Here is a 23,967-nt window from a genome sequence, read left to right as displayed (position 1 = left end):
TCCGGCCACCGCACGAGAACCTCTGTCCCGATAGACGGGAGACATACCCGAAGCGGAGAGCCGGACCGCGGGCGGTGGAAATCTTCGCGCGCTGCCCCGCCGCCAACACAGTGACGAGTGCCCGATGGTCATCGGCCCCAGAACAACGATCCACAGTGGGGCGGAATGACGACAGGCCCTGTTCGCGCACCGTCAGGAGATGGACAATTCGGCGTCGCCCTGTTCGAGGATTCGGGCCAAATCGGCGGGGATGGGCATGGGAGTGGCGATGCCGACTGCGGCGCGGCCGGTATTGCCGATCGGGACCCGGTCGACCGATGAACCGAGGCCGGCTACTGACAGTCGGACCAGGTGACCGAATGCTTCGCGGCGGTCGTGGCAGCGCAGAGCCAGGCGCAGCATGTGCCAGTGGGCGCGGGTGTGCGGCCAAGCCCAACGCTGGGACAGGATGTGCGCGCGTTCGAGTGCGCGCCACATTTCATCGAGATCTGTTGTGGTGTAGGCAGATTCCAGCTCGGCCTCGAAGGCGGCGCGGACTGTGGGCGGCAGGGGAGCCATGGTTTTTCCTCCTCGGGGGCGTCATGAACCAGACTCGCCCACCGGCGCATCGGGTGGCTTGAACAAACCTGCTGTCCAGCCGACGGGTAGCTCGGCGACCCAGCGGATGCCGCGGAACTCCGATGGCGGAGCGCCGAACATGCTGCGGCACACGCGTGTCAGATGGGCGCTGTCGGCGAAACCCGCGCTGTGGTCGGTGAAGACTCCCTCGTCGAAGTTCTGGTTGAACCACGCAGCCTGCAGGACTGTCCATTCAGCGCCGCTCTCGCGCACTGCCTGCTCGGCCGGAGCGGCCTGGTCTTCACCACGGGCGGACAACAGCACGAGTCGCTGGACGCCGTTCGCCACGGCCAGTTCACTGAACGCCCGGATGGTGTCACCGGCGCGGGGATCCCCGATGTCCGGGGTGTACATGAGAAACACTCCGTGCACACCCTGGAGTACCGACGCCCAGGTGCTGCGGTCCTCCCAGTCGAACGGGATCTCCGCGGAGCGGGACCCGATGCGGACCGGAAACCCCTTGGCGGCCAAGCGCTCTGCTACGCGGCGACCCACCTTGCCGGTGCCGGCGGTGACGAGGATGGTCTCGGTGTGGTTCTGCGTTGTTGTCATGCTCCCAGTCAAGCCGGACGGGGATCAGCAGACCATCGGCGAAAGACTCGGCTCCATGTGTGTGCGTCTACGTCGCGGAGACGCACAGCCGAACACTCGTCAAAGCCAAGGAATTACGAGCGTTCCGTGCGCGAAAATTTCCATATCAAAGCTCGACGGGGCCCGATTGGGCCACCGGGTCATTTCACGACTTCGATTATATCGCCGGGCGAAACATGGTGGTACAGCGTCTCTGCACCCTCGGGTGTCATTCGTATGCAACCGTGCGACTGTTCTTCGATCGGTCCGATATGAGTGGCAATGTCGCCGTTGAAGAACACTGCCCAGCGCATCGGCGCATTGTGCATTGTGCTCCAATGGTCTTCCTTCTTGAATGCTACGCGGAAGACGCCGGGAGGAGTTTCATATCCCGGTCTACCATGCGAAATAGGCGTCGGACCGTAGGTCACCTTGCCGTTGTCCAGCAGCCATGCCTGGTTGGTCGAGAGTTGCATGCATACTCGCGACGCCTCGGTGGTGCACGGCGCGACGACCGGAGCGGGCACAGGCGGGATCAGTGCTGGTAGACCCGGAATATCCGGGCCGCCCGGCCACAATGGTTCGGCGTACGCGGGGGCCATGACGGCGAGTCCGGCCGATGCAGCACCGATGAAAATCACCGCTCGGGCCGCCCATTGGAGTAAGCGCTTGTTGCTCATGGCGTTTCTGACCTCTCTACCCTTGCCCGTCACCCTGAGTACCGCCTGCCAGGGCGATGGGGCCATCTCGTCGGCACAAGCTCGGAACAATCTGGAGGTGTTGAAGATCATTGTGAACCGCATTCCCGCTCCTTGCGAGACATTCCGTTCATATTCACCGCGCCAATTGAGTGATCAAGATCGACACATGGGGCAAATAGCGGCGCAAACCCTTCAAACCTTCCAACTGGTCGGAGCTGATTTGTTTATCGCACGACTGCCCCGCACAACAACCTGACCGAACACGGTGGCGGCAAGAGCGCGCTACCGTGGTAGTCAAGTGCTGATCACGCTTGCGGCCCGAGTTCATAGCACGGATCGACGAGACCGAAGATCGGTTCATGGCGAAGGAACGAGTGATCTTGCGACCAAGTCCGGCACTGCGGTTGTCCACGGCGGCGCGGACCACCATTCTGACCATCGGTTCCAGGTTCCCCATCGACACCACAGGCGCCCGAGCAGCCGACCGGCCTGGGACGTTGCCGGCGCAACGGCCGCTGACGAACAGCGGAGTGGCTCTCGCAGCAGCAACTTCGGCGGCGACCTGCATCCGCCACATCCCGACCGCACCCGATAAACCTCCTACGGAGGTCTCGGGTGCCGCCGAGCAGAAAATCGACGACCGCTTTGCGGGCACACCCACCGCGTCGACAACGTGCAACCGATGACCACGTCCAGCACACGCCGGAAAGTCGGTGCGGCCCTTCTTGTCCTGACGATCTCGTACTACGTCGTCGAATTGATCGTCGCGTCACGCTGGCCCGCACCCTATCCCTATAGCTGGGCACAGAACATGATCAGCGACCTCGGCGTCCCCGAATGCCTCGGTGAGGGGCACAAGTACGGTGACAGCGCACTCAGCGGCCGTTATATCTGCTCGCCCTGGCATGCGCTGATGTCCGCCGAGTTCGTCTTGCTCGGCATCCTGATACTCGCCACCGCCGTCCTGCTCTCGCCGTTGCTACCGAAAACCCCACTCGGCAAGGCACTTCCGTATCTGGCCGCGATCAACTGCCTCGGCATGGTCCTCGTCGGCACCTTCCCGGGCAGCTCGGGCGAAATACCCGGCGGCAGCCGATTTCGCGCCGTCGCGCATCCCGTGGGCGCGTACCTCGAATTGCTGACCGGTATTGCGATCATGGCGATAGTCGCCTACCTCTATTGGTCGCATCGCGCTTACACCGCAATCACTCTCGCGCTGCTCGCCGCGAGCCTCGTGGGCGTGGTCGCCGGACTCACCACCACGCATCTGGGCATGGAACCCGGCGCCGCCGAACGACTCGCGATAGATCCTTTCGTCTGGTGGCGGATCATGACCGGCATCGCACTGCTCCTCGCACCCGCGCGATTCGCCACGCGCCGAGCATCGTGAGCCGCTCGCGAACAGCTCACCGTGCACCTGGATGACGCAGCACTGGTCGCCCCATCCCCCGCGACCCGATCCGGTCGGGATGTTCGTAGTCGCGAACCTCCACCGCTGCGGGGCTCCGATGGGGCAGAACTCTGTCCAGGGCGCGTGGAACGGTCGCGCTAGGGTGTGCCCCGGGTTGCGCCGCGGTCATCATCAGGGTGGCGTACTGCGACGTCGACAGACCGAATACCTCGAGCTCCTCCCCCGATGGCCGACCGCATATTCAGCCGTACCTTGCGGACCATGAAGGTCAGCGACCCGACCTGGCCAAGGCCGCCAACAACGCGTTCATTCACGCCATGCACGTCGGGACAGTCTGGACCATGCTGATCGCACTCGCCGGAGCAGGAGTACTGCTGCTCGCCCTGCGCCCTACCCGAAAACCCACGGAGCCGGCGCCAGCACCAGTAGACATCCTGGAATCCGCCGCTCCGTAACAGCGGTCGCCGCGAAAGACTTCTGGCCACAGTTGGCACCCGCCTGAGACAGGGCCCGGTCGCACTCAGAGGGGGCGTACGCCGTATCGGCCTACGCCCCCTCTGAGTGCGGAAGGGCGACAAACGTTTTCGTCGCCGTGATGCCTACTTCTTACGCTCCCGCTTTTCGCGCACGCGGACCGATACCCGCACCGGCGAACCGTCGAAGCCGAACTCCTCACGCAGCCGGCGCTCGATAAAGCGCCGGTAGCCCGCCTCCAGGAAGCCGGTGGTGAACAGCACGAAGGTCGGCGGGCGCGTCGTCGCCTGGGTGGCGAACAGGACGCGGGGCAGGCGGCCACCGCGCATGGGCGGCGGGGTTGCCGCAACCACTTCCTTGAGCCAGTTGTTCAGGCGGCCGGTGGGGATTCGCTTGTCCCAGGATTCCAGGGCGGTTTCCATTGCGGGGACAAGCTTTTGGACGGCGCGGCCGGTATGGGCGGAAATGTTCACCCGCTGCGCCCACGGCACACGGACCAGGTCTCGATCGATTTCGCGATCGAGTTGCAGGCGGCGGTCCTCATCGACCAGGTCCCACTTGTTGAAGGCGAGCACGAGCGCGCGACCGGAGTCGGCGACCATGCTGATCACCCGCAGATCCTGTTCGGTGATCGGCTGCGAGGCGTCGACCAGCATGATCGCGACCTCGGATGCCTCCAGCGCCGACTTGGTGCGCAGCGAGGCATAGAACTCCATGCCACTGGCATGGGAGACCTTGCGGCGCAGACCCGCGGTGTCGACGAACTTCCAGACCTTGCCGCCCAACTCGACCAGCGAGTCGACCGGGTCGACGGTGGTGCCGGCAACGTCGTGCACCACCGAGCGCTCGTCGCCCGCCAGTTTGTTGAGCAGGCTGGACTTGCCGACGTTCGGCTTGCCGACCAACGACACCCGGCGCGGGCCGGTGCCGCCCGAACCCTCACGCGGGGTTTCCGGGAGCACGGCCAGCACGTCGTCGAGCAGGTCACCGGTGCCGCGACCGTGCGCGGCCGAAACCATGCGCGGTTCGCCGAGACCGAGTGACCACAGGGCGGCGGCCTCGGATTCGATCTTCTGATCGTCGACCTTGTTGGCAACGAGGATCACCGGGATCTTGGCCCGGCGCAGCTTCTTGACCGCGGCCTCGTCGGTGGCGGTCGCGCCGACCACCGCGTCCACCACGAGCAGGATCGCGTCGGCGGTGCTCATGGCCAGTTCGGCCTGGCGCGCCACCGACTGCTGCAGGCCCTTGGCGTCGGGCTCCCAGCCGCCGGTGTCCTGAACCAGGAACTTGCGACCGGACCAGTTCGCCTCATAGGACACCCGGTCGCGGGTGACACCGGGAATGTCTTCCACGACCGCCTCGCGACGGCCGATGATCCGATTGACCAACGTCGACTTGCCGACGTTCGGGCGGCCGACCACGGCAAGGGTCGGCATCGGGATATGCGCGTCGAGATCGAATTCACCGTCGAGATCGACCATCTCCCAATCGGATTCATCGCTCCATACGCCGTCGCCGGCGAGAACATCCTCGCTCACTTGGCACCTCCCATCCGGCTCGTCGAAACCTGCCGGCGCACAACGCGAAACAGCTCGTCGATGACTTCGTCCATATTCATGTCACTGGTGTCGACCAGCACCGCATCCTCGGCGGGACGCAGCGGCGACACCTTGCGGGTGGAGTCGAGGTTGTCGCGGCGCTGCACGTCGGCGAGCACGGCCTCGTAATCGTCGCCGCGGCCCTCGCGGATGTTCTGCTGGTTGCGCCGCTCGGCGCGCGCCTCCGCCGAGGCGGTCAGGTAGATCTTGGCGTCCGCGTCCCGCAGCACGACGGTACCGATATCGCGACCCTCGACCACGATTCGCTGTGCCGTTGAGGTGATGTCGCGCTGCAGAGCAACCAGCAGATCACGCACCTCCGGCACGGCGGACACCGCGGAAACTGCCTTGGTGACGGCATCGCCACGGATCTCCGACGACACATCGATACCGTCGAGCAGGATGACTTCCCGGCTCGGATCGGTGCCGATCGTCAGCGGCAACTCCTTGACGGCCGCACCGATCGCCGCGGTGTCGGTCAGCTCGATGCCTGCACGCAGCACGCGCAGCGTCGCCACGCGGTACATCGCGCCGGTATCCAGGTAGTTGGCGTCCAACCGAGTCGCCAGACGACGCGAGACGCTGGATTTGCCGGTGCCCGAAGGTCCGTCCATCGCGACGACAAGTGGCGAAGTGCCCGATATCTGCCCTGGGGCCTCGACCGGAATCTCCACACCGTTCACAACGACACCGCCTCATACAGTTTGCCGACTTCATCGCGACCGAGCACACGTAGCGTGCCGGGCCGTTGATCGCCCAACGCGACCGGACCGATATTGGTGCGCACCAGCCGGGTCACCGGGTGGCCGACGGCATCGAGCAGTCGGCGCACGATGTGCTTGCGTCCTTCGTGCAACACCAGTTTCACCAGGGAACGTCCCTCGCCCAGCTCGAGCACCTGGAACTTGTCGACCTTCGCGGGGCCGTCCTCCAGCTCGATACCGTCCTTGAGACGCTTGGCGATCGACTTGTTGACCTCGCCGTTCACTGTCGCCAGGTAGGTCTTCGGCGTCTCGAACGAGGGATGCATGAGCCGGTGGGCGAGATCACCATCATTGGTGAGCAGCAGCAGGCCCTCGGTATCGGCGTCGAGCCGACCGACATGGAACAGGCGTTGCCCGGCCGCGATGCGCTCGGCGACGATATCGCCGACGCAGGGACGTCCGAGGTCGTCGGACATGGTGGACTGCCAGCCCTTCGGCTTGTTCAGCGCGATGTGGACGAGTTCTTCGCGCACCATCACGCGGGTCCCGTCGACACGAACGACGGCGGTCTGCGGATCGATCCGCAGACCCTGCTCGGTGACAATGGCGCCATCGACCTCGACGCGACCCTGCTCGATCATTTCCTCGGCAGCGCGACGCGAGGCGACGCCCGCCTTGGCGAGCACCTTCTGCAACCGTTCGCCTTCACCTGCAGGCAGTTTGACGTGACCTTCGGCGACGGGCTCGGCGTGCTGCCGCTTGGCCGGCTTGGCGTTGTTCAGCAGTGTCGGCGCGACAACTTTGCGCTCCGGCTTCGGGTTCTTGGCCTTGCGTGGGCTCGCCCCAGCCGTCGGAGACTGTGCGGGCCGCCGCGCGGCACCGCCCTCCGAGGCGCCGCGGTAGCCACCTTGCGACGAACCACGTTGCGCGGCACCGCCTTGCGCGGATCCACGGTAGCCGCTGTCGCTCTGTGAACCGCCACGGTAACCGCCACCCTGCGACGAACCACGCTGACCGGAACCACCCTGCGAACCACCGCGATAGCCACCGTCGCTCTGGGAGCCGCCCCGGTAACCACCGCCCTGCGAACCACCACGGTAGCCACCCTCACCCTGTGAGCCGCCCCGGTAACCACCACCCTGCGACGAACCACGGTAACCGCCCTCGCCCTGCGAGCCGCCGCGATAGCCGCCGCCTTGTGCGGAACCACGCTGACCACCCTGCGAACCGCCACGATAGCCACCACCCTGGGAGGAACCACGGTAACCGCCCTCGCCCTGCGAGCCGCCGCGATAGCCGCCGCCTTGTGCGGAACCACGCTGACCACCCTGCGAACCGCCACGATAGCCACCGTCGCCCTGCGAGCCACCCCGGTAACCACCACCCTGCGACGAACCATGATGGCCGCCCGCGGCTTGCGAACTCCCCCGTTGACCTCCCTGCGAACTGCCGCGGTAGCCCCCGCTCTGCGAAGATCCGCGTTCACTTCCTCCCCAGGAAGCTCCGCGCTGTGTTTCTCCCCGTTGTGCCGAACGGGCTCCTCGGGAGCCTGCGTCACGGCCTGCGCCGCCTCTGGTGGGCTGGTCGCTTCGTTTTCTACGATCCGGTGTGCCATCTCGGCGAGCGGGCGTATTCATGTTGTCCTGTCAGTCCTCGGTGCCGAGGTCCAAATCGGCCTCGGCTGGTTTCCTCAGCCTGGTGTAACGGGGATCCGTGTCCAGGCTCTCGTTGATCTCATCGATCAGGTCGACGCCCGGAAGTAGGGGCGCCAGTGGCGGCAGATCGGTCAGCGACGGGAGTCCGATCCGTTCCAAGAACAGTTCGGTCGTGCAGTACTGCGTACCGTTCGTCTCCGGGTCGACCCCGGCCTCGGCGATCAATCCCCGAGCCAGCAGGGTTCGCATCACCCCGTCGACGTTCACGCCGCGCACCGCGCTGACCCTGGTTCGGGTCACCGGCTGACGGTATGCCACCACCGCCAGCGTTTCCAACGCCGCCCGCGTCAATTTCGACCGAGCGCCGTCGAGCAGCATCCGTTCCACATACGGCGCGTACTCGCTGCGAGTATAGAAGCGCCAACCGTCCCCGACGAAACGCAGATCAATACCGCTCCCCCGCGCGGACAGTTCTGCCGACATTTCCCGCAGCGTGCGATCCACCCGCGCCGAAGTGTCCGCCAACGCGTCTGCCAGCAACTCTACCGGGGCCGGAGCGTCGACAATCAGCAGCATGGCCTCCAGCGCCGACCGGAATTCGTCGTCGTCGAGCGACTCGGGGGTGAACTGCGCCACTGCGTCGCTCTCGGAGCGCTCGCTGGCAGTCCTCGCTCGCGGGGCATCGGCGTCGTCGCGCTCGGGATCCGCGCTCGACCCACTCGGTCCAGCGGTGTCGGCGGTGCCGTCGTTGTCCGCGATCGCACCCGCGGCTCGCGCATCGCTCGCCGAAATCTCGGCGGTGGCCTCGCCGTTCTCGCTCACCCGTAGTCCTCCTCGATAGTCACGGCGTCGGCCGTCTGCACGGTGTCGTCCTTCGGGTCGCCGATCCAGCTGACCGAGAGCGGGCCGAGCGGGTCGGGCTGGTCGAACTCGATTGTTTTGCCGCGATACAACTCCAGCAAGGCCAGGAAGCGGGCGACGATCTGGATCGGCACGTCGCAGTCGACCACCAGTTCACCGAACGTGGTCCAGCCGCCCAGTCCGCGCAGTTTCAGCATTTCGAGCACGATGGCGGCCTGCTCGACGACCGAGATGGCGTGCGAGTGCAGGTGGTCGAGGCCGACCTTGGGCACCGGGCGCGGCCGGAACGCCGCGGCGGCGATGGCAGCGAATTCGTGGGCGTCGACCCCCAGCGTAACCTCGGGCAGCAGCTCGGCGAAGCGCTCCTCCAGCCCGACCGCACGCGGGTAGCGTCGCAGCGCGACGGCCTCCAGCTCACCGAGCAGCTCGGCCACCTGCTTGAACGCGCGGTATTGCAGCAAACGCGCGAACAACAGATCGCGCGCCTCGAGCAGCTCGAGGTCCTCGGCGTCGGTCATCTCCCCCGACGGCAGCAGCCTGGCCGCCTTCAGGTCGAGCAACGTGGCTGCGACGACCAGGAATTCGGTGGTCTGGTCCAAGATCTTGTCGGCACGCAAGGCCTCCTGCTTGCCGCCCTCCGAGCTCGCCGTCAGCGCCGCCGTCAATGCCTTCGTGTAGGCGATGAACTCATCGGTGACCTGGTGCAGCGCCACCTCGGTGACATCGAGCTTGCGCGAGCTGATCAGCGTGAGCAGCAGATCGAACGGTCCCTGGAAATTGCTCAGCCGCAGATGGAATCCGGTCTGTTGGTCCGAATCGCCCGTGCCGACGACAGACTCCGAGCCGAGCGTTTCCGTGGTTGACGATGGCGCCGGCTCAGCCGCTCCCGTCACCGGCCGGACCGGTGGATGACTTCCCGCGCCATCGCCCGATATGCTTCGGCCCCAGCAGATTTCGACGCCCACGTGGTGATGGGTTCGCCCGCGACACTGGCATCGGGGAACCGGACGGTGCGCGAGATGGCCGTGTCGTAGACCAGGTCGCCGAACACCTCGACAACACGCGCCATGACCTGGCGCGAATGTAGTAGCCGCGCATCGAACATGGTCACCACGATGCCGTAGAGGCTCAGCCTCGGGTTGAGACGGTCACGCACCTTCTCCACGGTGTCGTTGAGCAGTGCGAGCCCGCGCAGCGAGAAGTACTCGCATTCCATCGGGATGATCACGCCGTCCGAGCAGGCCAGCGCGTTCACCGTGAGCAGGCCGAGCGACGGCTGGCAGTCGATGAGGATGTAGTCGTAGCGGTCGCGCACCGGCTCCAGCGCCCGCGCCAGCGTCTGCTCCCTGCCCACCTCGTTGACCAGCTGGATCTCCGCCGCCGACAGGTCGATATTGCTCGGCAGCAGGTCCAGGTTCTCGACGCGGGTCTCCATCAGCACGTCTTCGATGGACACCTTGGAACCGATGAGCAGGTTGTGCACCGTCAGATCGAGATCATGGTGGGCCACACCCAATCCCGCCGACAGCGCGCCCTGCGGGTCGAGATCGACGAGCAGTACCCGCCTGCCGAATTCCGCGAGCGCCGCACCGAGGTTGATGGTCGAGGTCGTCTTGCCGACGCCGCCCTTCTGATTGCACATGGCGACGATCAGGGCATCGCCGTGCCGCTCGAGCGGAGGCGGGTCGGGAACCACACGCAGTGGCCTCCCGGTGGGGCCCAGTGCCGCGTCGTCGGGGACCGGTTCAGCGCCATTGCCCCACAGCGTCTCCGCCGCGGCCGCCGAGTACGGCCCCTGCGGGGTACCCGTAAGCGGCTGCGCCCCAGCACTGATCGGCGGCTCTGCCGCACTGGCTGTCGTCACGATCCGCTGCTCCTTATACGTTCCTACCCGTTGCCTCGCCGAGCGTAGCGAGGCCGATCGGGCCCGACCTCGCTTTCGTACGGTCCAGCTCTCGAAAGAACGCTACCGCTTGACTGTGTCCAACTACCGCGCCTCAGCGCGGCGTGTTCGCAGTGAAACGTTACCTCTCACTCCCTCACCGCCACTCGGGTCCGCCGTCGAAATGGACGTCGAACCGGTCGTGCAACTCGTCCATACTGTCCCAATCCGCCTCGCCTCGCGCGATGCGACCGAGTTGCCGAAAGTATTCGAACCGGACGATACCCGGTGTGAGCACCGCCAGGAACTCTGCCGGGCCGTCTGCCGAGGCACCGAACGCGTGCACCGTGCCCGGCGGGACCACGACCAGGCCACCTGTGGACACCGACTGAAGTTCGCCGTCGACAAGGAATTCCATGGTTCCCGCCAACACATAGAAGATTTCCGTCGACTTGGTGTGGTGATGCGGCCGTGTTCCGTTCGCGCCCGCCTGCAGAACGAGCCGATTGGCTCCGAACAAGCCATCGGAGTTCTCGCTGTCCTCGAGCAGCCGGAAAGAACCGCCACCGGGCAGCGACACCGCTTCGACGTCCGACTCGTGGACGATGAAAGCCTTTGACATTCAACTCACCTCACATGCTCAGCCGACATATTGCCGAGCCGACACAGCGCGGGCCCGACACGGAAATCAACCGGACCGAGGTCCATTTCCTTCCTCAGTGCCCGAGGAAGGCCGATTTCCGCCAAGTGGCCAGGCCGAATTCGCCTGAAATACGCCGGGTCTCGCGGTCCCGGGCCGCGCCCGTCTAACGCGCGCGTGGATGCGCGGTGGCCCAGACTTCGCGCAAGGTGTTGATGGTGACCAAGGTGTAGATCTGTGTCGTCGTGACAGACGCGTGCCCGAGCAGTTCCTGCACCACGCGTACATCCGCCCCACCGTCGAGCAAATGTGTTGCGAACGAATGCCGCAAAGTGTGGGGGGAGACCGTCGCACCGATGCCGGCACGTTCGGCGGCCGTCTGCAGAACCTGCCAGGCAGTCTGCCGCGACAGCCTGCCCCCGCGCACGTTCAGAAACAGCGCGCCCGCATTGCCTTTGCCGCTCGCGGCGAGCACCGGCCTGCCCCGCACCAGGTACGCGTCCACCGCGGCGAGAGCAGGCCTACCGATCGGCACCATGCGCTGCTTACCGCCCTTGCCGTGCAGCACCACCGCGCGCTCAGCAGTGTCGAGGTCATCGACGTCGAGCCCGACCATCTCCGAGATCCGTGCGCCGGTCGAATAGAGCAGCTCGAGTAGTGCACGGTCACGCAGGCCGCGCGGCCCGCCATCCGTTCCGGCCGCGGCATCGGAATCCTCGGCATCCATCGGTCCGCCACCCGCGGCTTCCAGCAACCGCAGCACCTGGTCGTAGGGCAGCGCTTTGGGCAAACGCCTGCCCGGTGCGGGCGGCTTCACGGCATGTGCGACATCGGTCGTGGTGAGGCCCTCGGCCGCCGCGAATCGGTGCAGCCCGCGCACTGCGATCAGTGCGCGGGCCACCGAGCCCGCCGCCAGCGGCGGATGGTCGGCACTTCCTGCCCGCAATGCCATAGTGAACTCGGCGACATCGGACTCCGCGACCGTGTCGAGTCCGATGACACCGCGACCGGAGAGGAAATCCCGGTAGCGGCCGAGGTCACGGCGGTATGCGCCGAGAGTGTTCCGCGCGGCGCCGCGCTCGACCGCGAGATGGTCGAGATAGGCGTCGATCTCTCGCGCGAGCACCGCCGAATCCTCGGTCAGTCTTCGGACTGCTGCTGAGCCGCCTTGCGGCGGAGGAACGCAGTGGGCTGACCCGGCCACGGTACGTCGGCGGGTCGTAGCTCGGCGCTGCCCGCCCGTGCCGCCGCAAGCGCCAGCACCCCGGCAACCGCCGTCGCGTTGACGATCTCACCCGCCAGTGCAGCACGCACGGCCGCATCGACCGGCATCCGAACCAGCTCCAGATCCGCTTCCTCGTTTTCCGGCTCGGGCTGGTGGGTTTCGTACAGATCCCGCGCGAGGTAGACCCGCAGCGCCTCATCAGTGAAGCCGGGCGACAGCGCGACATCCACCAGCACCGACCACTCCCGGGCGGCGAGACCGGTCTCCTCCGCGAGCTCGCGCTCGGCCGCTTCGAGCGGATCCTCGCCCGGCAGATCGAGCAGCCCGGCGGGCAACTCGAGCAACCGAGTGCCCAGCGGATGCCGGTACTGCCGGATCAGCACCACGTTGTCGTCGTCGTCGATCGCCGCGACGGCAACCGCACCGTGGTGCTCGATCACCTCTCGCTCGACGACCCGACCACCGGGCATTGCCACCTGGTCCAGCCGCAGCGCGAGGATCGCACCGCTGTAGACGGTCTTGCTGGACACCGTCTCGAAATCGTGGCTACCCGGTCCACCCCCGTGCGCGGTCATTACGATCCCTGATCCGCGTCCGCGAGCTCTTCTTCGGGCAGGTCGACCGGAAGTCGCTCGGCCAGCTTGTATTTCAGCGCGGCCGCGATGAGCGCGGCGAACAAAGGGTGCGGGCGGGTCGGACGGCTCTTCAGCTCCGGGTGCGCCTGGGTGGCGACGAAGAACGGGTGCTTGTCGGCGGGCAGCTCGACGAACTCGACCAAGTGCCCGTCCGGCGAGGTGCCGCTGAACCGCAGCCCGCTGGTCGCGATCTTGTCGCGGTAGGCGTTGTTCACCTCATAGCGGTGCCGATGCCGCTCGGAGACCTGCTCGGTGCCATAGGCCTGCGCGACCACCGAGCCCTTGGCGAGGGTGGCCGGATACGCACCGAGGCGCATCGTGCCACCGAGATCGGCTTCACCGGCGATGACCTGCTGCTGGTCTGCCATGGTCGAGATCACCGGATGCGGTGTGTCCGGCTCGAATTCGGCCGAGTTCGCCTCGGCGAGACCGACCGAACGCGCGGCTTCGATCACCACACACTGCAAACCGAGGCACAAGCCGAGCAGCGGCAGACCTCGGGTCCGCGCGTACCGGATCGCGCCGACCTTGCCCTCGATGCCGCGAATGCCGAACCCGCCCGGGATCAGCACCGCGTCCACATCACGCAGCGCGGCCTGCGCGCCCGCCGGGGTCTCACAGTCGTCGGACTGCACCCAGCGAATGTTGACCTTGGCCCGCGACGCGAACCCGCCCGCGCGCAGTGCCTCGGTCACCGACAGGTAGGCGTCGGGCAGATCGACATATTTGCCGACCAGCGCGACCTCGACAGTTTCCCGCGGCGAGTGCACGCGGTCGAGCAGATCGCCCCAGACCGTCCAGTCCACGTCGCGGAACGGCAGCCCGAGCTTGCGCACCACGTAGGCATCGAGGCCCTCTCGATGCAGCACCTTCGGAATGTCGTAGATCGACGGTGCGTCCGGGGTGGAGATACAGGCGTCCACGTCGACGTCGCACATCAGCGCGATTTTGCTCTTGAGACCCTGCGGCACATCCCGGTCGCAGCGCAGGATCAGCGCGTCGGGCTGGATGCCGATGCTGCGCAGCGCCGCCACCGAGTGCTGCGTCGGCTTGGTCTTGAGTTCGCCCGACGGAGCCAGGTATGGCACCAGCGACACGTGCAGGAAGAAAACGTTCTCCCGGCCCACATCATGGCGCACCTGACGGGCGGCCTCGAGGAACGGCTGCGACTCGATGTCGCCGACCGTGCCGCCGATCTCGGTGATGACCACGTCCGGGACGTGTCCCTCCAGATCAGGGCCTGCCATCGCGAGGATGCGGCTCTTGATCTCATCGGTGATGTGCGGGATGACCTGCACCGTGTCGCCGAGGTACTCGCCGCGCCGCTCCTTGGCGATCACCGACGAATACACCTGCCCCGTAGTGACATTCGCGTCGCCGGACAGGTCCCTGTCGAGGAACCGCTCGTAGTGACCGACATCCAGGTCGGTCTCGGCACCGTCCTCCGTCACGAACACCTCTCCGTGCTGGAACGGATTCATGGTGCCGGGATCGACGTTCAAGTACGGGTCGAGTTTCTGCATCGTGACGCGCAGCCCGCGCGCCGTCAACAGCTGACCGAGGCTGGAGGCGGTAAGACCTTTACCCAATGAGGAGGCGACACCACCGCTGACGAAGATGTGTTTCGTCGCTGTTCGCGCCTGAATCCGTGTTTGACCCACGGGTCTTCACGGTAACACGAATCCGCAGTTCCGATCGCACCACACGCATGTTTGCCACCAGGTCGCTGCATTGGGATTGCGCGCGCTGCCGACAGTGTTCACAGCGTAGCTGTGGTGCATCTGTCCGAAGCCGCGTCACCACACCGATTCACCCAGACTGCGACTGTGAGAGAGGTCGCCTCGGCACGGCCACGGTATCGCGGAGCACGCATTGGTCGAACCTTCGCAAGAGCGGTCAGTGCGGCAGGGCGACGAGGGTGAGGGAATTCGCCTTGGTGCCGGTGCCGTACCGGCCCGCGCCGCCGTTCAGTTGCTCGCTGAGGCCGAGGACGGTGGTGACCCGGCCGATTTCCCGGTCGAGGTTGTCGACGGTGGTGACGGTGGTGGCCAGGGCCGCGTCGGAGCGAATGGCGGCGATGGGGCCCGGTTCGTCTGCGGCTCCGGAGCGGCCGGCCAGGACCGCGCCCGCACTACGGCCACGGAGGGCTCCTGCGAAACGGGCAATGTTCGAGCCCTGACCGTTCTCGTTGGAGCGAGCGCCGTCGCCGGTGATGACGACCGCGAGTTGCGCCGGGTCGACCGGAGTATCGCCGTAGGCGAGGAAGCCGCCCCCGCGCAGCGTCTCCAGCGCCAAGCTCAACTCCTGCGGGGTGCTGCGGGGTTGCGAGTTCGCGGGATCGAGCAGCAGCACGAGGCCGAGCAGATCGCCCGCCATGCTGCCCTGATCGACCGCTCCACTGCGCAACTGAGCGCCCGCGGGGATGACATTGGTGAGGGTGGTGCGCAGCCGGTCACCCTCGGTGGTGTCGAGGAAGGCGTCGGTGAGTGCGATCTTGCCTGTCACTGTGGCACCGGAGGTGTCCAGGCCCATGGTGACGGCTTCGATGTCGGTAGGGTCGGCGTCGGGGGTGGTGAACACCACAACGCGGCGGTCGATGAGGGTGCCTGTGAGGATCCGGCCCGCTGAGCCTGCGGTGAAACGATCGGCGGCGTTCAGTTCGTCGGTTAGTCGGCGGTTCTGTTCGGAGATGGTGTCGACCTGATTGCGCAGATCGGTCTTGTCCGCACGCAACCCGTGCAGCAGATCCGCCGCCACAGTCTGCGAGCCGAGCACCACGCCGACGGCCAGCGCTAGGAAGATCGCGACGAGAGAAACTGCGTGCAGGCGTAGCGAAATCATCGACGCTCCTGGGTTTCTGCGGTACATCCACCCCCGGCCGGGCTGATGAGAACTGCGCGATGGTGTCTCATCAGCCTTTCCTGTGCAGTCTTTCGCCCGATCATTTGTCGACCAGGCCCTGCGCCCATAGCGCGAAGCGGTTCCAGGTGTCGATGGCCCAATCGAGCACCTCGCCGCCCATGTGGGAGGCGAGCATCGCGACGATCACCGCGATCAGCGCGGCGAGCACGATCATCGCGATCGCGATGCCGGACACACGGTTGCGATACAGCGTGGCAACGGCTTTGGCGTCCATCAGCTTGGTACCGACCTTGAGCCGGGTGAGGAACGTGGCCGGGTTGCTGTCGCGGCGGCCGCGATCGAAGAAGTCGTCCAGCGATGCGGCGGCGCCCGCGGTCACGATCAGCGACGCGCCGTGATGGTGGGCCAGCAACAACGCCAGGTCGGCAGGCGAGCCCGACGAGGGGAAGGTCGTCGCCCCGATACCGAGATCCTGAATGCGCTCCAAGCCCTTGGCGTGGCCGTCGGTTTCCGCGGGCAGAATCACTTCGGCGCCGGATTTCAAGGTGCTGGTGGTGATTTCGTCCGGATCGCCGACGATGAGGTCGGGCCGGTAGCCCTGCTTCATGCAGGTGTCCGCGCCGCGGCCGACACCGACCATGATCGGCGCGTACTCCTTGATGAAGGGCTTGAGCGCCTTCAGATCGTCCGCGTGGTCGGGACCGTCGGCCACCACGACGACGTGCCGATGCTTCATCGCCAGGTCGAGTTCCGGAACGCCGATGCCATCGATCAGCAGCGCGCTCTCGGTGCGGAAGAACTCGATGGTATTGCCCGCGAACGCCTCGAGGTGATCGGCGAGACCGTTGCGGGCCTCGATCATCCGGTCGGTAATGCCGGCTTCGGTCAGTTCGATGCCCTCGACGAGGACCTCGGGCTCTTTCCTGGTCAGCTTGTCCGCGTAGACGATGCCCTCGTTGACGCGAACCTTCGCACCGTCCTTGATTTTGCTGAACGCATCCGAGCTCACCGTGTCCAGCAGTAGTATGCCGTTGGCCACCAACACTTCCGGGCCGAGATTCGGATAACGACCAGAAATCGACGGCGAGGTATTCACCACCGCGACCACCCCAGCCTCGACGAGCCGATCGGCGGTGAGCCGATCCAGATCCATCTCGTCCAGCACCACCACATCACCGGGCCCGACCCGCTCGAGCAGACGCCGGGTGTTGCGGTCGACCCGGGCGATGCCGGTGAGCCCTGGCAGCGTTTCGGTATTCCTCGACAACAACGCCAACATCTTCATGGGCCCGATAATGGCCGCCAACCCTCAACCATTGGTGGAGGCGCGCCGAGTCATCGGTCACATTCGTCACTGTGATACCAGCCAGCGCATCGCGCGGAACACGTCGACGGCCACGTCGACCGATGGCAGGCTTCAGCTGTACGGGCGATCATCCAGACCACGGCCGAGCAGCTCACCGGGGCGCTGAGTGTGGTCGGCCTCGGCGCTGGTCGACACGGGGTCCACATCCGCCTGCCGCACCGCAACAACCGACCGAAGTACCCGTATGCTGCGGGTCACAGATATCTCGAAGAGGAGACATTTATGGCCAGCACCACCGTCGACGCTGTCATCGCCGCCCCGCGCGAGGTCGTGTACCGGCTTTTCGCCGAACGCGAGAGCATCAGTCCCTACCTGCCGGTCCAGATCAAGCTGACCAAGCCAGGACTGACCGAGCGTGAAGGCGTCGGTGCGCAGCACCTGATCGGCGTCGGCCCGCTCGGCGTCACCGAAGAGATCACCAAGCTGGTGCCGGGCGAACGCTTGGAATACAAGATCGTCAAGGGCGCTCCGGTGAAGCGGCACGTCGGAGTCGTCACCTTCACCGACGCCGCCAACGGAACCCTGGTGTCCTACACGATGGAATCCGAGCCGAGCTTGCCTGTGCCGTCCAAGATCCTGGAGTTCGGCCTGCGCAACCTCATCTCCCAGTTCATCCGCGGCGCCCAGAAGGCCGTGCGCTGAACTGGTAACCGCACCCCTTCTGGGATCCGCGACCGCTGGCGATCCCAGGGGTGCACATCCAGACGCACCAGGCGGCTGTCAGGCCGACGCGCGTTCGGAGCGGGCGGTCTCGAGGAGCTCTTCCGCGTGGGCTCGCCCGGTCTCGGTGTCGTCGAGCCCTGCCAGCATGCGAGCCAATTCGATCACTCGCTCATCTTTCGTGAGCGCGCGAACACCACTGTTGACCTTGCCCTTGCCGTCGTCGGACTTGTCCACCACCAGGTGCGTGTCGGCGAACGCGGCGACCTGCGGCAAGTGGGTCACCACGATCACCTGATGGGTGCGGGCGAGACGAGCGAGCCTGCGGCCGATCTCCACCGCGGCCCGGCCGCCGACGCCGGCATCGACCTCGTCGAACACCATCGTCGCGCCGTGGTCGGAACTGGCGAGCACCACTTCGAGGGCCAACATCACGCGCGAGAGTTCACCACCGGACGCGCTCTTACTCAAGGGCAGCGACTGCGCGCCGGAATACGCGGACAGCCGGAACTCCACCTCGTCTACGCCGGATGATCCTGCGTGCAGCTCTTTTCCGTCGACCGTCAGCGGCGCGGAATCCTGTGGGCTCGCCGGCACCGGGCGCACCTCGACCTCGAGCCGCGCTTTACCCATTGCCAGCCCGCCCAGTTCGGCGCTCACCGCGGCGGCGAGCTTGCCCGCCGACTTGGTCCGCGCGGCCGTCAGCTTGCGCGCCGCCTCCCGGACACGCTCGGCGGCGATGTCTACTTCGGCGGCCAAGGCAGTCAACGCCTCTTCCGAAACATCGAGCGAGCCGAGCCGGGTGCGCGACTCATCCGCCCATGCGATCACCCCGTCGACGTCGGGGGCGTATTTGCGGGTGAGCGTCTTGAGTTCGGCCTGCCTGGTGAGCAGCGAGTCCAGTGCCCCAGGATCCGACGGCAGGTCCGAAAGATAGCCGCTGAGTTCGGTGGTCAGATCGACTACCAGCGCGATGGCCTCCTCCAGCCGGGGCGCGAGGGCGGTCAATGCGGGGTCGTCGGCCGATTCCACCCGGGCCCGCGCCACACCGAGCAATTCCAGTGCGCCCGAACCGTCTTCGGGCGAATCCGGGGAACCGGCCAGTGCGTCATGCGCTGTCACGGCCGCCTCGCGCAGGGAATCCAGGTCGCTCAGCCTGCGCACCTCGTCCACGATGCGCACATCCTCACCGGGCTCCGGTGCGATGGCATCGATTTCGGTGAGCGAATGCTTGAGCCGGTCGGCCTCCAGCGCGAGTTCTCTACTGCGCGCGGTGCGTTCGATCAGTTCGGTGCGGGCATCGAGCCAGGACCGCCGGTGCACCTGATACTTGCGCAGCAACGGTCCGACCGTGTCGGCGGCGAACTGATCCAGCGCGGACAACTGCTGGTCCGGGCGCTGCAGCCGCAGTTGGTCGTTCTGGCCGTGCACGGTGAGCAGTGGGGCGGTGAAGTCGGCGAGCACCGCGGCGGGCACACCGCGGCCACCGAGATGGGCGCGCGAACGACCATCACTGCCGACTGTCCTGATCGCGATGATGCTGCCGTCGTCATCGGCCTCTGCCGCAGCCGATTCCAGCACCTTCCCGACCTCGGCGCGCGCGGCATCATTGACGTCGTCCACGGTGAAGCGCCCCTCCACCACGGCGCGCGCGGCACCGAGCCGCACCCGGCCCGCATCGGCCCGCGCGCCGCTGAGCAGGTGCAGGCTCGTGACCACCATGGTCTTGCCCGCACCTGTTTCACCGGTGAGAACTGTCAGACCCTCATGGAATTGCGCAGTGGCGGTCGAGATAACGCCAAGGCCATCAATCCTGATCTCTGTCAGCACGTGTGCTCTCCGTTCGCCGTCGGCCACGCCAGCCTGTCACGGGCAATTGGAACTTGCGCACCATCCGATCCGCGAAAGGCGCGGAATCCAACCGCACCCAGCGCACCGGCACGGCGCCGCGGACCGCTTCGACCCGCCCGCCCTTCGGCAGCGCGAGGGTACGCCTGCCGTCGAGGAAAACTATCGCATCATGTCCCGTCGCAACGGATTCCACGGCGATACGCGACTCGGGGCTCGTCACCAGCGGGCGCGCAAACAGGGCATGCGCATTGCTCGGAATCACCAGCAGCGCTTCGAGTTCCGGCCACACCACCGGACCGCCCGCGGAGAACGCGTACGCGGTCGAACCGGTGGGCGTCGAGATCAGGATGCCGTCACAGCCGAACTGCGACACCGGACGTCCGTCGACCTCCATCACCACCTCGAGCACGCCCATCCGCGCAGCATTCTCGATACTTGCTTCGTTCAACGCCCAACCGGTTTCGACGATCTCGTCATCCACACGGACGGTGACGTCGATCGTCATCCGATCCTCGATGCGGTAATCCTTGCGGACCACCTGGGCCAACGCCTCGTCCAGATGCTCTGCCTCGGCCTCGGTGAGGAAACCGATGCGGCCCAGATTGATTCCCAGCACCGGCACCGCGGCGGGCCGTGCCAGCTCGGCGGCACGCAGGAAAGTGCCGTCACCACCGAGGACGAGCACCATCTCACAACCCACCGCCGCATCCGGGCAGTGCTCGACCACCCGGACCGGATAACCGCCGGGCGCTGCCACCGCCGAAGAGCCTGGCCCCGAGGCCTCACAATCGAGATCAACATCGAACCGGGTGCCTTCCGCCTCATCGGCGAGCACCCGCAGCCCGATCCTGGCATCAGCGAAGATCTTGGCCACCCGATGGGCGGTTTCGATGATCTCCGCGCGGCCGGGATGCGAAACCAGCAGAATCTCCCGGCCACCGGACTCGTCCGGCGCCTGCGCGTTCACTGTGGACCCTCCTCAACCGCACGCTCGACGAGGGCCGCGACCTGCTCGCCGTCGTACTCGAACTGCCCGTCTTTACGCAGCCACAGAAAGTATTCGACATTGCCCGACGGGCCGGGCAGCGGGCTGGCAACCACCGCTCGAGTGCACAGCCCCAACCCCGCGGCCGCGGCCGCGACATCGCGCACCACTTCGGCACGCAAAGCCGGATCGCGCACAACACCGCCGGAACCCACCCGTTCTTTTCCCACTTCGAACTGGGGTTTCACCATCGGCAGCAGGTCTGCGCCCAGCGCAGAACAGGCGGCGAGCGCAGGCAGCACCAAGCCGAGGGAGATGAACGACAGATCGCCCACCACAAGCTCCACCGTGCCACCGATCGATTCGGGGGTCACGCTGCGGACGTTGGTGCGATCGAAAACCCGCACCCGTTCATCGTTCTGCAGCCGCCAGATCAGCTGGCCATAGCCGACATCCACGGCGACGACCTCGCGTGCGTGTTTGGAGAGCAAGACATCGGTGAAGCCACCGGTCGAGGCGCCCGCGTCCAGACAGCGCTTACCGGCGATCGTCAAACCCTCGGGTTCGAACGCTTCGAGCGCGCCCAGGAGCTTGTGCGCACCGCGCGAAGCCCATGACACCTCGTCGGGTTCGTCGCGCACCACCAGCGGGGTGCCCGTTTCGACGGCCGTCGCCGGTTTCACCGCGACCGTTCCAGCTATCAGGACGCGGCCCGCGCCGATCAGCTCGACCGCGTGTTCCCGCGATCTCGCCAACCCGCGGCGAACCAGTTCGGCGTCCACCCGCGCGCGCCTGGCCACCTCAGATCTTGTCCACCGTGGCCAAGGCCTGAACCAGCACCTCATGTGCCTGCTCCAGGATGCGTGCCCGCCGCGTGATGTCGGTGCCGGTTTCGGCGCCCTCGGGCTGACCGGCACGCGAACCGAGCTCGGCAAGCAGGATCTCGACATCGGCGCGAATCCGAGCGGGATCGGCCGGTTCCGGGCGCCCTTGTGCGCCAGGCAGATGCTGGCCCGGCATCGGGACCCCCGGGCGGGGTCCGTTCGAGCCGGGGCCGTTCATACCGGGTCCATACGGTCGGGGCATCGGAGTACTCATCGTGATGTCAACGCTATCGGATTTCCGAACCGGACGCGCGCACCGTCACGGCTCGTCCTGGGTTGCGCCGCAGGCGTGCGGTCAAGTCGGCGACCAAGTCGGTCGCGGCCAGGTCCGGTTCGTCTGCCACGGGCGGGTGATTCAATGCGTCCAGCGATTCCGACACATAGGTCGGGATCAGGTCAGCGGGAGCGTTGCGCAGCTCATCGAGGGTGCTCACGCCCGTCAGGACCAGCAGCGAATCGAGGCCGACCCGGTTGGCGCCCTCGATGTCGGTGTCGAGGCGGTCGCCCACGACCAGCGCGCTGCGGGTGCCCGCCCGCACCAAGGCGTCCTCCATGAGCGGCGCGTAAGGCTTGCCCGCCACCAGTGGCGCACGACCGGAAGCCGCTCGCAGGGCCGCGACCATGGCGCCGTTGCCCGGCGCGAGTCCACGCTCGTTCGGCAAAGTCTTGTCGGTATTAGCGGCAACCCACAGAGCGTCAGCGCTCAGCGCGTAGGCCGCCTCGGCCAGATCCGGCCAGGCGGTCGTCGGCGAATGTCCTTGTACGACAGCATCGGGCGTGGTGCCATTGAAGCGGCGGACCGAACGCAGACCGACGGCATTCACCTCCGCGGCGAGATCATCGGTGCCGACGATCAAGACGGTCGCGCCGGATTCGAGTCGCTCCGCGAGCAGCCTGGCCGCCGCCTGCGCACTGGTCACGACATCGTCGGTCGTCGTGGGGAAACCGAGTTCGGCCAGGTGCTGGGCGACCGCGTCCGGCCCTCGGCTCGCATTGTTCGTGACGTAGACGAGCCGTTGCGGCACGCCGGAATTCGTCAGTGCCTCGGGGGCGCCCTCGATCACCTCGGGTCCGCGGTACAGCGTGCCGTCCAGATCCAGCAGTAGGGCTTCGTAGCGATCTCGTAGCCGCTTCACACCACTCTCACTCCATGTCACCGTCGGCAGCCCTTGCCGAACTCTTCGCCCATGCTCCATTGCCCGGCGATCTGCTTCGCGGGTCGGCACGCGGCCGCAGCTCCCGGAAGCACACAGCACACTACGCCCACCGCTCGACAACAAAGAACGGCCGTCGTCGCCGGTCACGGCCGGCCGTAGAGCAACCGTGCCCGAGCGAGATCCACGAACTCGCCCGGCTGCACGTGCAGGAAGTACTCCAGCTGCCACGCCTGTGTGGCACGGGCCTGACGGTTCGTGGTGTCCGCCCACGGCGGATAGATCCGAAACCCGCGCTTACCACCCGAACCGTCAATAGAGACAATATCTTTCGCACACAACACGGTGCCAGGAAAAATGAATTGGCCGAAGTGGCTTCCGGTGCGGGTACTGATGACGAACAGCTCGACGCGATCGGCGACATCGAACGGCCGGATCGGTCCGCCCACCCCGCGCTGCCACACGGTGACGAACTGACCGACTTTCGTCGGTGTCGATTTGCCTACTCGAAACCGCACCGACCGGCCGCCCACCGTGAAAGAGTGTGCCGCATACTCGACGCTCTCCGGTTCGACTACCGGCACAGAACAATCGAGCTCGAGAGGCTCGAATATCAGCGCTTTCGCGGCAGCCAGATCATCGTGGGCCGACCAAGGTTCCACCTGCACTACTGGACTCCGCCTGCGCTCGCAATCCGATCTCGCCAGAACATTCCGATCAGCACTCCACCAGTACTCACAAGCCTCCGCCGCTGGTCGATTCGGCGCGGCACTCCGACGACACCCGGCAGCCTGTGTCGGTGCTCCGATAGACACAACTCCGACCGCTTCGTGAGGAGGAGTCGCCGAACAGCTCTGCACGGACTCCGACGACGCTGAGAATACCGAGCCGCCGAACAGCTTCGTACCGCACTCACAAACCTGTGCCGCTGCGGTGCACTCCGCCGGCACCCGGAAGTCTGTCCCGAATATCAGATCCGCGGTTCGCTCCGGCAACTTCGGAAGCCGGAGTTGCCGCGCGGCTCCGTAACGCACTCCAGCGGCGCTGAGAAGCCCGAGTCGCCGAACAGTGTCGCGCTGCAGTCCACCAGCATTCACGAGTCTGTACAGCTGGTCAGTTCCGCATTCCACTCCGGCGGCGCTCAGACGCTCGAATAGGCGGGCGGTTCCGCTCTGCGCCCGCCGGCGCGCGGACGCTTGCGGTGCCGGTCAGCTCATGGCACTGTGAC

The 23,967-nt window shown here is 66.3% G+C and carries 24 protein-coding genes; 2 read left to right on the top strand and 22 right to left on the bottom strand.

The annotated features are described in order from the left end of the window. Window positions 1-192: 192 nt before the first annotated feature. From OHA42_RS17245 to OHA42_RS17235, 3 genes are all read right to left on the bottom strand, one after another. Window positions 193-558: a DUF3703 domain-containing protein gene (locus tag OHA42_RS17245; RefSeq protein WP_406238314.1), complete on the bottom strand. Its 366-nt coding sequence runs from the start codon at window positions 556-558 to the stop codon at window positions 193-195. A 21-nt stretch (window positions 559-579) separates the two neighbouring features. Continuing rightward, entirely contained in the window at window positions 580-1,170 is a 591-nt protein-coding gene (locus OHA42_RS17240; protein WP_406238312.1) for an NAD(P)H-binding protein, read from the bottom strand. 179 nt (window positions 1,171-1,349) lie between these two features. Next, window positions 1,350-1,991: a L,D-transpeptidase gene (locus OHA42_RS17235; RefSeq protein ID WP_406238310.1), complete on the bottom strand. Its 642-nt coding sequence runs from the start codon at window positions 1,989-1,991 to the stop codon at window positions 1,350-1,352. Window positions 1,992-2,571: 580 nt separating this feature from the next. Here OHA42_RS17235 and OHA42_RS17230 point away from each other — a divergent pair. Next, a complete protein-coding gene (locus OHA42_RS17230; protein ID WP_406238308.1) occupies window positions 2,572-3,279 on the top strand; it encodes a hypothetical protein in 708 nt (235 codons plus the stop codon). 620 nt (window positions 3,280-3,899) lie between these two features. On the opposite strand, the gene der is transcribed toward OHA42_RS17230, so the two are convergent. From der to OHA42_RS17165, 13 genes are all read right to left on the bottom strand, one after another. Next, on the bottom strand, window positions 3,900-5,258 hold the full coding sequence (der, locus tag OHA42_RS17225; protein ID WP_406239427.1) for a ribosome biogenesis GTPase Der: 1,359 nt from the start codon (window positions 5,256-5,258) through the stop codon (window positions 3,900-3,902). Between the two features lie 53 nt (window positions 5,259-5,311). Continuing rightward, entirely contained in the window at window positions 5,312-5,989 is a 678-nt protein-coding gene (cmk, locus tag OHA42_RS17220) for a (d)CMP kinase (protein ID WP_328412932.1), read from the bottom strand. 65 nt (window positions 5,990-6,054) lie between these two features. After that, window positions 6,055-7,716, bottom strand: coding sequence for a pseudouridine synthase (locus tag OHA42_RS17215; protein WP_406238306.1), 1,662 nt, complete (start codon window positions 7,714-7,716; stop codon window positions 6,055-6,057). Between the two features lie 9 nt (window positions 7,717-7,725). Continuing rightward, window positions 7,726-8,370, bottom strand: a complete 645-nt coding sequence (locus OHA42_RS17210) for an SMC-Scp complex subunit ScpB (protein ID WP_406239424.1) — start codon at window positions 8,368-8,370, stop codon at window positions 7,726-7,728. Between the two features lie 182 nt (window positions 8,371-8,552). Then, on the bottom strand, window positions 8,553-9,488 hold the full coding sequence (locus tag OHA42_RS17205) for a segregation and condensation protein A (RefSeq protein WP_406238304.1): 936 nt from the start codon (window positions 9,486-9,488) through the stop codon (window positions 8,553-8,555). Continuing rightward, the gene (locus tag OHA42_RS17200; protein WP_406239422.1) at window positions 9,485-10,360 is read right to left on the bottom strand and encodes a ParA family protein; all 876 of its coding nucleotides are present in this window, start codon (window positions 10,358-10,360) and stop codon (window positions 9,485-9,487) included. The genes OHA42_RS17205 and OHA42_RS17200 overlap by 4 nt, the downstream gene beginning before the upstream one ends. A 274-nt stretch (window positions 10,361-10,634) precedes the next feature. Further along, entirely contained in the window at window positions 10,635-11,099 is a 465-nt protein-coding gene (locus tag OHA42_RS17195; protein WP_328411906.1) for a cupin domain-containing protein, read from the bottom strand. 184 nt (window positions 11,100-11,283) lie between these two features. After that, window positions 11,284-12,243, bottom strand: a complete 960-nt coding sequence (xerD, locus tag OHA42_RS17190; protein ID WP_406238302.1) for a site-specific tyrosine recombinase XerD — start codon at window positions 12,241-12,243, stop codon at window positions 11,284-11,286. Between the two features lie 14 nt (window positions 12,244-12,257). Further along, complete coding sequence (locus OHA42_RS17185; RefSeq protein WP_406238300.1) at window positions 12,258-12,917, bottom strand: NUDIX domain-containing protein; 660 nt, start codon at window positions 12,915-12,917, stop codon at window positions 12,258-12,260. After that, window positions 12,917-14,638, bottom strand: a complete 1,722-nt coding sequence (locus OHA42_RS17180; RefSeq protein WP_328411901.1) for a CTP synthase — start codon at window positions 14,636-14,638, stop codon at window positions 12,917-12,919. The genes OHA42_RS17185 and OHA42_RS17180 overlap by 1 nt, the downstream gene beginning before the upstream one ends. A 235-nt stretch (window positions 14,639-14,873) precedes the next feature. Next, window positions 14,874-15,818, bottom strand: a complete 945-nt coding sequence (locus OHA42_RS17175; protein ID WP_406238298.1) for a copper transporter — start codon at window positions 15,816-15,818, stop codon at window positions 14,874-14,876. A gap of 100 nt (window positions 15,819-15,918) precedes the next feature. Beyond that, window positions 15,919-17,124 (bottom strand): putative cytokinetic ring protein SteA, encoded by a 1,206-nt coding sequence (gene steA, locus OHA42_RS17170; protein WP_406238296.1) that lies wholly within the window; start codon window positions 17,122-17,124, stop codon window positions 15,919-15,921. 132 nt (window positions 17,125-17,256) lie between these two features. Then, the gene (locus OHA42_RS17165; RefSeq protein WP_406238295.1) at window positions 17,257-17,403 is read right to left on the bottom strand and encodes a hypothetical protein; all 147 of its coding nucleotides are present in this window, start codon (window positions 17,401-17,403) and stop codon (window positions 17,257-17,259) included. Between the two features lie 24 nt (window positions 17,404-17,427). Between OHA42_RS17165 and OHA42_RS17160 the strand changes: the two genes are divergently transcribed. Further along, a complete protein-coding gene (locus OHA42_RS17160; RefSeq protein WP_406238293.1) occupies window positions 17,428-17,847 on the top strand; it encodes an SRPBCC family protein in 420 nt (139 codons plus the stop codon). 78 nt (window positions 17,848-17,925) lie between these two features. Here the strand turns inward: OHA42_RS17160 and recN are convergent, their stop codons facing one another. From recN to OHA42_RS17130, 6 genes are all read right to left on the bottom strand, one after another. Next, window positions 17,926-19,695, bottom strand: coding sequence for a DNA repair protein RecN (gene recN, locus OHA42_RS17155; protein WP_406238291.1), 1,770 nt, complete (start codon window positions 19,693-19,695; stop codon window positions 17,926-17,928). After that, window positions 19,673-20,683 (bottom strand): NAD kinase, encoded by a 1,011-nt coding sequence (locus tag OHA42_RS17150; RefSeq protein WP_406238289.1) that lies wholly within the window; start codon window positions 20,681-20,683, stop codon window positions 19,673-19,675. Before OHA42_RS17150 ends, recN begins: the two co-directional genes overlap by 23 nt. Next, window positions 20,680-21,501 carry a TlyA family RNA methyltransferase gene (locus OHA42_RS17145; protein ID WP_406238287.1) on the bottom strand — a complete coding sequence of 274 codons (822 nt, stop codon included), beginning with the start codon at window positions 21,499-21,501 and terminating at the stop codon, window positions 20,680-20,682. Before OHA42_RS17145 ends, OHA42_RS17150 begins: the two co-directional genes overlap by 4 nt. Before the next feature lies 1 nt (window position 21,502). Further along, window positions 21,503-21,787 carry a hypothetical protein gene (locus OHA42_RS17140; RefSeq protein ID WP_406238286.1) on the bottom strand — a complete coding sequence of 95 codons (285 nt, stop codon included), beginning with the start codon at window positions 21,785-21,787 and terminating at the stop codon, window positions 21,503-21,505. 25 nt (window positions 21,788-21,812) lie between these two features. After that, window positions 21,813-22,721 (bottom strand): HAD-IIA family hydrolase, encoded by a 909-nt coding sequence (locus OHA42_RS17135; protein WP_406238284.1) that lies wholly within the window; start codon window positions 22,719-22,721, stop codon window positions 21,813-21,815. A gap of 164 nt (window positions 22,722-22,885) precedes the next feature. After that, entirely contained in the window at window positions 22,886-23,407 is a 522-nt protein-coding gene (locus OHA42_RS17130) for a MepB family protein (protein ID WP_406238282.1), read from the bottom strand. Between the last annotated feature and the right edge of the window lie 560 nt (window positions 23,408-23,967).

This window comes from Nocardia sp. NBC_01009 (assembly GCF_045208035.1).
Taxonomy (GTDB): Bacteria; Actinomycetota; Actinomycetes; order Mycobacteriales; family Mycobacteriaceae; genus Nocardia.
This window is presented reverse-complemented; position numbering and strand designations above follow the sequence as displayed.

Bases quoted from the DNA above. Each gene is read 5' to 3' on its own strand.
- OHA42_RS17160 (WP_406238293.1), top strand. From the start codon at position 17,428: ATGGCCAGCACCACCGTCGACGCTGTCATCGCCGCCCCGCGCGAGGTC.
- OHA42_RS17185 (WP_406238300.1), bottom strand. From the start codon at position 12,917: ATGACCGCGCACGGGGGTGGACCGGGTAGCCACGATTTCGAGACGGTG.
- cmk (WP_328412932.1), bottom strand. From the start codon at position 5,989: ATGGACGGACCTTCGGGCACCGGCAAATCCAGCGTCTCGCGTCGTCTG.
- OHA42_RS17245 (WP_406238314.1), bottom strand. From the start codon at position 558: ATGGCTCCCCTGCCGCCCACAGTCCGCGCCGCCTTCGAGGCCGAGCTG.
- OHA42_RS17195 (WP_328411906.1), bottom strand. From the start codon at position 11,099: ATGTCAAAGGCTTTCATCGTCCACGAGTCGGACGTCGAAGCGGTGTCG.
- OHA42_RS17230 (WP_406238308.1), top strand. From the start codon at position 2,572: ATGACCACGTCCAGCACACGCCGGAAAGTCGGTGCGGCCCTTCTTGTC.
- OHA42_RS17175 (WP_406238298.1), bottom strand. From the start codon at position 15,818: ATGATTTCGCTACGCCTGCACGCAGTTTCTCTCGTCGCGATCTTCCTA.
- der (WP_406239427.1), bottom strand. From the start codon at position 5,258: ATGGTCGATCTCGACGGTGAATTCGATCTCGACGCGCATATCCCGATG.
- OHA42_RS17235 (WP_406238310.1), bottom strand. From the start codon at position 1,991: ATGCGGTTCACAATGATCTTCAACACCTCCAGATTGTTCCGAGCTTGT.
- OHA42_RS17240 (WP_406238312.1), bottom strand. From the start codon at position 1,170: ATGACAACAACGCAGAACCACACCGAGACCATCCTCGTCACCGCCGGC.
- steA (WP_406238296.1), bottom strand. From the start codon at position 17,124: ATGAAGATGTTGGCGTTGTTGTCGAGGAATACCGAAACGCTGCCAGGG.
- OHA42_RS17140 (WP_406238286.1), bottom strand. From the start codon at position 21,787: ATGCCCCGACCGTATGGACCCGGTATGAACGGCCCCGGCTCGAACGGA.
- OHA42_RS17215 (WP_406238306.1), bottom strand. From the start codon at position 7,716: ATGAATACGCCCGCTCGCCGAGATGGCACACCGGATCGTAGAAAACGA.